Here is an 8,510-nt window from a genome sequence, read left to right as displayed (position 1 = left end):
GCACCTATTGGGGCGCGGTGCGCGGCATTGGCGAGCCGGTGGGCCTCAATGGCAAGACCAGCGGGATCATCCCCTTCGTCCGCGTGATGGACAGCCTGACGCTGGCCATTTCGCAGGGCTCGCTGCGCCGCGGGTCGGCCGCCGTCTACCTCGACGTCTCCCACCCGGAGATCGAGGAGTTCCTGGAAATCCGCAAACCGTCGGGCGACTTCAACCGCAAGGCGCTGAACCTCCACCACGGCGTCCTCATCACCGACGAATTCCTGGAAGCGGTGCGCGACGGCCGCGAAGTCAACCTCCGCTCGCCCAAGGACCAGAGCGTCCGCGGCACCGTCGACGCGCGCTCGCTCTTCCAGAAGCTCGTCGAAACGCGCCTCGCGACCGGCGAGCCCTACATCATCTTCATCGACCAGGTGAACCGGTCGATGCCCAAGCATCACCGCGACCTCGGGCTCAAGGTCACCACGTCGAACCTGTGCAGCGAGATCACGCTCCCGACCGGCCGCGACCACCTCGGCGCTGATCGCACCGCGGTGTGCTGCCTGTCCTCGCTCAACCTTGAGACCTGGGACGAATGGAGCAAGGACAAGCGCTTCATCGAGGACGTGATGCGCTTCCTCGACAATGTGCTGCAGGATTATATCGACCGCGCCGAGCCCGGCATGGAGCGCGCCAAATATTCGGCGGCGCGCGAACGCTCGGTCGGCCTCGGCGTGATGGGCTTCCACTCCTTCCTCCAGGCGCGCGGCCTGCCGTTCGAAGGTGCGATGGCGAAGTCGTGGAACCTCCGCATCTTCAGGCATATCGCGGCGCAGGTGAACGAGGCGTCGATGACGCTGGCGGTCGAGCGCGGGCCGTGCCCCGATGCCGCCGACATGGGCGTGATGGAGCGGTTCAGCTGCAAGACCGCGATCGCGCCGACCGCGTCGATCAGCATCATCTGCGGCGGGACGAGCGCGTGCATCGAGCCGATCCCGGCCAACATCTACACGCACAAGACGCTGTCGGGCAGCTTCTCGATCCGCAATCCGTATCTCGAAAAGCTGCTGATCGAAAAGTCGAAGAACAGCGACGCGGTGTGGAACTCGATCCTCGAACAGGGCGGTTCGGTCCAGCATCTCGACTTCCTCAGCCAGGACGAGAAGGACTGCTACAAGACCAGCTTCGAGATCGATCAGCGCTGGCTGCTCGAACTGGCGGGCGATCGGACGCCCTATATCGATCAGGCGCAGTCGCTGAACCTGTTCATCCCGGCCGACGTCGAGAAGTGGGACCTGCTGATGCTCCACTTCCGCGCGTGGGAGCTCGGCATCAAGTCGCTTTACTATCTCCGCTCCAAGTCGATCCAGCGCGCGGGCTTCGCCGGCGGGGTGGAGGCCGACAATACCCCCCAGCTTCGCCAGATCGAGGTCGAGGCGAAGGATTATGACGAGTGCTTAGCCTGCCAGTGATCCCCCGGATCACCGGCATGGTCTCGGCACTCTCGCCTGTCAGTGATCCCCCGGATCACCGACCTGGTCGCGGCACTCTCGCCTGCCGGTAATCCCTCGGATCATTGACAGGGTCGCGGCACTCCAGCCTGCCGGTGACCCGCGGATCACCGGCACGGCCCCTGCGTGCCCGTGATCCTGTGAGGGCCGATCTGGCCGGCAGGTGACGAAGCCGCCAGCGCGGCGCTAGGCGCGCATCCGGAACAATGCGGAGCCATGCGCTGGGAGCGACGTGGCAACGCGATCGGTGACCGGGCCGAGATCGCGCCCAGACCACAGATCGCGCAGCGCGGAGGCGGCGGGCAGGCCCAGATCGCGGAGCGGGATGGCGATGTCGCGCGGCTTGTCGGCGGTGTTGAAGATGGCGAGGTAGCGATCCTCCGACCCCTCGGCGCGCGCCGACCAGACGGGCGTGTCGTCCATCACGAAATGCGGGCGATTGTCGCGGCTCGCCTGATTGACGGCGATCACCTCGCGATTGGTGAGCAGCGCCAGCGTCGGCGCGTCGAGATGGCGCAGGTCGCCGCCCATGATCAGCGGCGAGCGCGCGATCGACCAGAGCGTCATCACGGTGCGCTGTTCGTCGGGGGTGAATTTGGTGTCGCGCTTGCCGAGCGCGAGCCGGCCGAGCGGGAGCATGTCCGCATCGGGCCAAGCGCCGGGCCGGCGATGCGGCGTCCAGTTTTCCAGCCGGACGAACTGTGCCTTCAGCATCGGCCATTCGTCCCAGAAATCGTCGCTGATCCGCCACATCTGCGCATGGCGCGCGACATGGTCGCCGCGCGTGACGGGCGTCTCGCCCGGCGACAGGCTGAGCATCATCGGGCGGCCGGAGGCGAGGATGGCCTTGTGCGCCGCCTCGATCTCAGGTGCGTGCGCGTCGTAGGGGCGGCTCATGTCGTCCATCTTGATGAAATCGACGCCCCACGAGGCGTAGAGCGCGAACACGCCGTCATAATAAGCCTGCGCGCCGGGCTTGCGCATGTCGACGCCGTACATGTCGGGATTCCACGGGCAGGTGCTGCCGGTGTCGACAATGTCGCGCGCGCGATAGCTGGTGCCGAAAACCGGAAGGTTGCGCTCGACCGCCAGGCGCGGGATGCCGCGCATCAGGTGGATGCCGAACTTCATCCCCATCCCATGCACGTCGGCGGCGAGGCGGGTGAAGCCGGTCGAGCCGGTGGCCGAAGGGAAGCGGTTGGGCGCGGGCAGCAGCCGGCCGTAGCCGTCCATGTGCGGCACCGGCTTGCGGCTATATTCGTAGCTGGAGGCGTTCGGTTCGTACCATTGGATGTCGACCGTGAAGATGTCGTAGCCGAAGGGCAGCAGCGTGCGCGCCATGATCGCGGCGGTTTCGCGCGCCTGCGCCTCGTTGATGGTGGTGGCGAAGCTGTTCCAGCTGTTCCAGCCCATCGGCGGGCGGGCGGCGAGCAGCGCGCCGCCGCGACGGCCGCGACCGGCGGCCTGCGCGGTCGCGGCGGCGGCCAGCGTGCCGGCCATGCCCGCGACGAGCGCGCCGCGGCGGTTGAGGATGGGGCCTGTCATATTTTTCCCTTCAGTGCTTCATGCCGGTGCGGAGGGGCGCGTCCGCATCGCGATCGTGGCGGCCAATGCCACGCCGATCATCGCGGTCACGTACCAGAAATAGAGGCTTTCATGCCCCGCCTGCTTGAGCGACAGCGCGACCGTTTCGGCCGAGCCGCCGAAGATCGACTGGCTGATGGCATAAGGCAGGCCGACGCCCAGCACGCGGACGTGCGGCGGGAACAGTTCGGCCTTGACGATCGCGTTGGTCGCGGTCGCGCCCGACAGGATGGCGAGCGCGGCGAGGACGAGCGCGAACAGGGTCAGCGGATCGTGCGTCCGGCCGATCGCGGTCATCAACGGCACGGTGCCCACGATCTCGCCGAACGCGAACCAGTAGAGCAGCGGCCTGCGCCCGACCCGGTCGCTGAGCGCGCCGAGCGCGGGCTGGAGCAGGATCGCGGTGAAGGTGGCGGCGGCCATGATCTGGCTGGCGAGCGGCTTCGACAGGCCCGACGTCACCACGAGATATTTCTGCATGTAGGTGGTGTAGGTGTAGAAGGCGACGTTGCTGCCCACCGCCAGTCCGAAGGCGATCAGCACGGAGCGGCGATGGTTTCGCCACAGCTCCCCCACGCCCCCGCCGCGCCGCTTCTCATCGGTGGCGGCGAACTCCTCGGTCTCCGCCATGTTGCGGCGGAGCAGGAAGACGGCGAGCGCGAGGCACGCGCCCATCACGAAGGCCAGCCGCCAGCCCCAGTGCGTCAGCGCGTCGTCGTCCAGCCCCGCGCCCTGCATGCCGAGCAGCAGAGCGAGCGCGAGCAACTGCCCGCCATAGAGCGTGACGTACTGGAAGCTGGACCACAGGCCGCGCCAGCGCGGCGGGGCGACTTCGCTGAGGTAGGTCGCGGCCGCGCCATATTCGCCGCCCAGGCTGAGGCCCTGAACGATCCGCGCGAGCATCAGCATGATGGGCGCGGCGATGCCCGCCTGGGCATAGGTCGGCGCGCAGGCGAGGAGGAGCGAGCCGCCGCCCATCAGCCCGACGCTCCACGCCAGCGCGGTGCGGCGGCCATGCCGGTCGCCGATCCGCCCAAGCAGCCAGCCGCCGACGGGGCGCATCAGGAAACCGATCCAGAAGATGCCGCTGGTCGCGAGGAACTGCGCGGTCTGGTCGGTGCCGGGAAAGAAGGCCTTGGCGAAATAAAGCGAGAAGGCCGAATAGACGTACCAGTCGAACCATTCGACCAGATTGCCGGCCGAGCCGCCGGCGATCGAGCGGGCGGCGGTGCGGTTCACTTGGCGCCGAACAGGCCGAGCGCGTCGATCTCCTCGGCGGTCAGCTGGATGCCGAACAGCAGGCCGAGACGGATGCGGTAGACGCGCGGATCGTCGATGTCGCTTTCGGTCGTCTCCTCCGCATTGGCGCGCTTGTAGCGGCGGTTGAGGATCTGCGCGAAGCCGTGCGGCAACGGCGCATTGACCACCAGCCGGTTGGCGAAATTGCTGAGCGGCGAGGTCTGCACGAAATGGTTGCTCATCGCGAGATCGGACGGGAAGACCGGGTCGAGCGTGAAGGCGAACTGGTCCTGCCAGCCGCTCGCGTCGCCGCGCCCGTCGGTCGTTTCCTTGCGGCCGTTGCGGCTGAGCATCCAGCCGTGGAGCGGATCGCGCGCGAGGCGGTAGAGCGCGCCGTCGGGCGCCTCGGCCGTCTCCCCCTCGGCCAGCGGCATCGGCGGGCTATACGAGCCGCCGAAGCCGGGATCGGCGATCCACCGCGTCTCGTTCCCCGCATCGTCGCGGAAGGTGACGAGGCTGATCGTGTGCGTCCGGGCCGGGACCGGCTCCGCGCCGGACAGCACGACGCGCGCGAGCAGCGGCCGCGCGTCGAACCCCAAGGCGGCGAGCGCGTCGAGGAACAGGCGGTTCTGTTCGAAGCAATAACCGCCCCGGTTGCGCGTCACGAGCTTGTCGAACACCGCGTCACCGTCGATCGCGATCGGGCGGCCGAGCGCCATGTCGAGATTTTCGAACGGGATGGCGAGGCGGTGCGCGCGCTGGAGCTGGCGCAGCCCGTCGGGATCGGGCGACGGCATCACGTCCTTGAGCGCGACGCGCTGGAGATAGGCGGCGAGATCGAAGGCCATGCGCTCAATCCACCTTCGCGCCGGGCTTGAGCAGGTCGAGCGCGGCAGCGGTGGTCGCGATCGTGCCGGTAATGACGACGGGCTCGGGCGTGATCTTGAACAAGGGGGAATGGTGCGAGGGGACGGGCGGGCCGCCCGCCTTGGCGGCGTCGAACGCCGCCTGCGGCGTGCCGCCGACCGCGAAATAATAGCCCTTCACGCCGGTATCGGGCTGGACGAAGGCGGCGAAATCCTCCGCCCCCATCCCCATCTGAACGAACGGGATGACGCGATCGGCGCCGAGCGTCGTCGCCATCACGGCGTTGAGGCGGCGGGCGAGGGGCGCGTCGTTGATCGTGGTCGGCGTCCCTTCGATCACGGTCACGCGCGGCATCTTGTCCTCGGCCATGCCGTTGAGCTCGCCTACGCCGCGCGCGACGCGGCGGATGCCGTCGAGCAGCTGCTTGCGCGTCTCCTCGTCATTGGCGCGGACGGTGACCTGGAGCTTGGCCTCGTCGGTGATGATGTTGTGCTTCAGCCCGCTATGGAACGAGCCGACGGTGATGACGCCGGGCGCCAGCGGCGAGCGTTCGCGGCTGATGAGCCCCTGGAGCGCGATGACCATCTGCGATCCCATATAGACCGGATCCTTGCCGGTGTTGGGCGAGGCGCCGTGCGCGCCGATGCCGGGGATGACGATGTCGACGCTGTCGGACGAGCTGTACTGGATCCCCTCCGACGCGGAGACGGTGCCCGCAACCTCCTGGCTGGTGACGTGGAAGGCCAGCGCGTAATCTGGCTTGGGAAAGCGGGTATAGAGGCCGTCCTCCAGCATCGCCTTGGCGCCGCCGTTGCGCTCCTCGGCCGGCTGGACGATGAAGACGATTGTGCCCTTCCACCGGTCGCGCAGCGCCGACAGGCGGCGCGCGGTGCCGACGAGGCTGGTGATGTGCGTGTCGTGGCCGCAGGCGTGCATCACTGGTGCCTCGACCCCGTCGACGCCGACCTGGCGGACCTTCGACGCGTTGGGCAGCCCCGATTTCTCCTCGACCGGCAGCCCGTCCATGTCGGCGCGGATCAGGACGGTCGGGCCCGCGCCATTCTTCAGCACGCCGACCACGCCGGTGCCGCCGACCTTCTCGGTCACGGTCACGCCGGCCACCGCGCGCAGCAGCGAGGCCATCTTCGCGGCGGTGCGCGTCTCCTTGAACGACAATTCGGGGTTGCGGTGGAAGTCGTCCCAGATCGCGCCGAGATCCCTGGCGTAGTCGGCGCGGACGGCGGCGGCGTAATCCGGCTCGGCCAGCGCGGGCGCGGCGGAGGCGAGCAGGGCGGCGGCGAGACAGGTGTGCAGGCGCATGGAAATCCCCTTTGTCGTCCTCCTGTTATCGGCCCGTTGCGCCGAGCGCGAGGGAAGAGTGAGGGGACAAGCGCGGGCGAGGGATAGGACCGGGCCGCCTTGCGTTGAGGCCGCCGATGATCGCACGCCTCCTCTTCCTCCCCCTCGTCCTGGCGGCATTCGCCGCGCCCGCATCGGCGCAGGAGGCGCTCCGCGATCTGTGCACCGCGCGGCCGAGCCTCGGCACGAGCGCCTGCATCGTCGACCAGGGGCATGCGCTGCTCGAATTCGGGGCGCTCGACTGGCAGCGCACGAGCGACGGCGGGGAGCGCGAGGACGTGCTGCAAACGGGCAACGTGCTGCTCCGCTATGGCATCGCGGATCACGCCGAGGTCCAGCTGGGGTGGACCGCGTTCGGCCGGGCACGGCTGCGCGACGCGGAGGCCGGCACGCGCGAGCGCCGCACGGGGGCGGGTGACGTGACGCTGGCGCTGCGCCGCAACCTGCGCAATCCCGACGGGTCGGGCACCTCCTACGGCGTGCAAGGGGTCGTCACGCTGCCGACCGGACGCACGCCGATCGGCGCGGGGACATGGGGCGCGGGCGCGATCGTGCCGGTGAGCTTCGAACTGCGCGACGGGCTGACGCTGGTGCTCAATCCCGAAGGCGATGCCGAGCCGGACGAGGATGGGAATGGCCGGCATCTGCGCTACGGCAATGTCGCGGGGCTCGACATCGATCTGAGCGACGCGGTGACCACGACGCTGGAAATCTCCGCCTTTCGTGACCGCGATCCGGAACAGCATGTCACCGAGCTGCTCGCCGCGCTGAGCGCGACTTGGGCGACGAGCCGCAACCTCCAGTTCGACGCGGGCGCGATCGCAGGCCTCAACCATCACAGCCCCGACGTGCGGCTGCTCACGGGCGTTTCGGCGCGCTTCTGAGCGCATAGCCGCCGCCGCCACGCCGCCCCATATTCCGTCCGAGGGCGATCCAGATCCGCACCACCCTCGACGAGCCGGAGACCGGCCAGTCGTTCGTCCCGCACCGCCCCGAACGCCCCGAGAAAAGCCAGGGCGGCAAGGCGTTCCGCCTCGTGTCGGACTATGCGCCCGCCGGCGACCAGCCGACCGCGATCGCCGAACTGGTCGCGCAGGCGCGCGAGGGCGAGCGCGACCAGGTGCTGCTGGGCGTCACCGGATCGGGCAAGACCTTCACGATGGCCAAGGTGGTGGAGGAGTTGCAGCGGCCGGCGCTGGTGCTCGCGCCCAACAAGATCCTCGCGGCGCAGCTCTATGGCGAGTTCAAGAGCTTCTTCCCCGACAATGCGGTCGAGTTCTTCGTCAGCTATTACGATTACTACCAGCCGGAAGCCTATGTCCCGCGATCGGACACGTACATCGAGAAGGAAAGCTCGATCAACGAGGCGATCGACCGGATGCGCCATTCCGCCACCCGCTCGCTGCTCGAACGCGACGACGTGCTGATCGTGGCTTCGGTGTCGTGCCTGTACGGCATCGGTTCGGTCGAGACCTATTCGGCGATGATCTTCGACCTGAAGAAGGGCCAGACGGTCGACCAGCGCGAGATCATCCGCAAGCTGGTCGCGCTGCAGTACAAGCGCAACGACCAGGCGTTCGCGCGCGGCAATTTCCGCGTGCGCGGCGACAATCTGGAGATCTTCCCGTCGCACTATGAGGACAGCGCGTGGCGCATATCCTTCTTCGGCGACGAGATCGAGAGCATCACCGAATTCGATCCGCTGACCGGCAAGACCTCGGCCAGCATGAAGGAGGTGCGGGTCTACGCCAACAGCCACTATGTGACGCCGGGGCCGACCATGAAGCAGGCGGCCGAGGCGATCCGCTTCGAACTGTCCGAGCGGCTCAAGGAATTGCAGGCCGAGGGCAAGCTGCTGGAGGCGCAGCGGCTGGAGCAGCGTACCAACTTCGACCTGGAGATGATTGCCGCGACCGGCTCGTGCGCAGGCATCGAGAACTACAGCCGCTTCCTCACCGGCCGCCTGCCGGG

General features: G+C 68.2%; 7 protein-coding genes. 3 read left to right on the top strand and 4 right to left on the bottom strand.

The genetic code is table 11. The annotated features are described in order from the left end of the window. A partial coding sequence (locus ACOJSF_RS00510; protein ID WP_420140285.1) for a ribonucleoside-diphosphate reductase subunit alpha occupies positions 1 to 1,451 on the top strand: 1,451 nt, incomplete at its 5' end. Between the two features lie 225 nt (positions 1,452 to 1,676). On the opposite strand, the gene ACOJSF_RS00505 is transcribed toward ACOJSF_RS00510, so the two are convergent. Genes ACOJSF_RS00505 through ACOJSF_RS00490 form a run of 4 tightly spaced genes read right to left on the bottom strand, consistent with a single transcriptional unit; the run spans position 1,677 to position 6,500 of the window. Continuing rightward, the gene (locus ACOJSF_RS00505; RefSeq protein ID WP_420140284.1) at positions 1,677 to 3,035 is read right to left on the bottom strand and encodes a glycoside hydrolase family 27 protein; all 1,359 of its coding nucleotides are present in this window, start codon (positions 3,033 to 3,035) and stop codon (positions 1,677 to 1,679) included. Positions 3,036 to 3,053: 18 nt separating this feature from the next. Then, the gene (locus ACOJSF_RS00500; protein WP_420140283.1) at positions 3,054 to 4,313 is read right to left on the bottom strand and encodes an MFS transporter; all 1,260 of its coding nucleotides are present in this window, start codon (positions 4,311 to 4,313) and stop codon (positions 3,054 to 3,056) included. Next, entirely contained in the window at positions 4,310 to 5,161 is an 852-nt protein-coding gene (locus ACOJSF_RS00495) for an arylamine N-acetyltransferase family protein (protein ID WP_420140282.1), read from the bottom strand. Before ACOJSF_RS00495 ends, ACOJSF_RS00500 begins: the two co-directional genes overlap by 4 nt. Before the next feature lie 4 nt (positions 5,162 to 5,165). Beyond that, positions 5,166 to 6,500, bottom strand: coding sequence for an amidohydrolase (locus ACOJSF_RS00490; protein ID WP_420140281.1), 1,335 nt, complete (start codon positions 6,498 to 6,500; stop codon positions 5,166 to 5,168). 116 nt (positions 6,501 to 6,616) lie between these two features. On the opposite strand from ACOJSF_RS00490, the gene ACOJSF_RS00485 reads away from it, so the two are divergent. Together ACOJSF_RS00485 and ACOJSF_RS00480 are read left to right on the top strand one after the other, a co-directional pair. Next, a complete protein-coding gene (locus ACOJSF_RS00485; RefSeq protein ID WP_420140280.1) occupies positions 6,617 to 7,423 on the top strand; it encodes a transporter in 807 nt (268 codons plus the stop codon). Positions 7,424 to 7,452: 29 nt separating this feature from the next. Further along, on the top strand, positions 7,453 to 8,510 hold a 1,058-nt coding region (locus tag ACOJSF_RS00480), incomplete at its 3' end, for a DEAD/DEAH box helicase family protein (RefSeq protein WP_420140286.1).

Source organism: Sphingomonas sp., from assembly GCF_048594985.1.
Lineage (GTDB): Bacteria > Pseudomonadota > Alphaproteobacteria > Sphingomonadales > Sphingomonadaceae > Sphingomonas_I.
The sequence above is the reverse complement of the archived record's forward strand: the minus strand, read 5'-3'. Positions and strand labels throughout refer to the sequence as shown.